The 227-nt window shown below is 69.2% G+C and carries 1 protein-coding gene; it reads left to right on the top strand.

Annotation, left to right across the window (positions count from 1 at the left end; genetic code table 11):
* On the top strand, positions 1 to 227 hold a 227-nt coding region (locus AB1471_RS19205), incomplete at both ends, for a hypothetical protein (protein ID WP_496350351.1).

Below are 227 nucleotides of genomic sequence, written 5' to 3' on the forward strand. Positions count from 1 at the left end.
GGGCCGGTTGTGACGCCGCGGTCACCCAATGCCTGCGGTCACCGCTGCGGTTGACCAGCGAAGAGGAGTGCGCACGGATCGCCGAGGTGATCGACCACCGCTGCGGTGACCTGGCCGACTCCGACCTGGCGGTACTCGGCTACTACGAATGGCGGGAAGGGTTACTGCGCGGTCTGGCCGCCCACCACGCGGGCATGTTGCCGGCCTTCCGGCACACGGTGGAGGAG

Origin of the sequence: Jeotgalibacillus marinus (genome assembly GCF_040801915.1) — a bacterium.
GTDB lineage: Bacteria > Bacillota > Bacilli > Bacillales > Jeotgalibacillaceae > Jeotgalibacillus > Jeotgalibacillus marinus.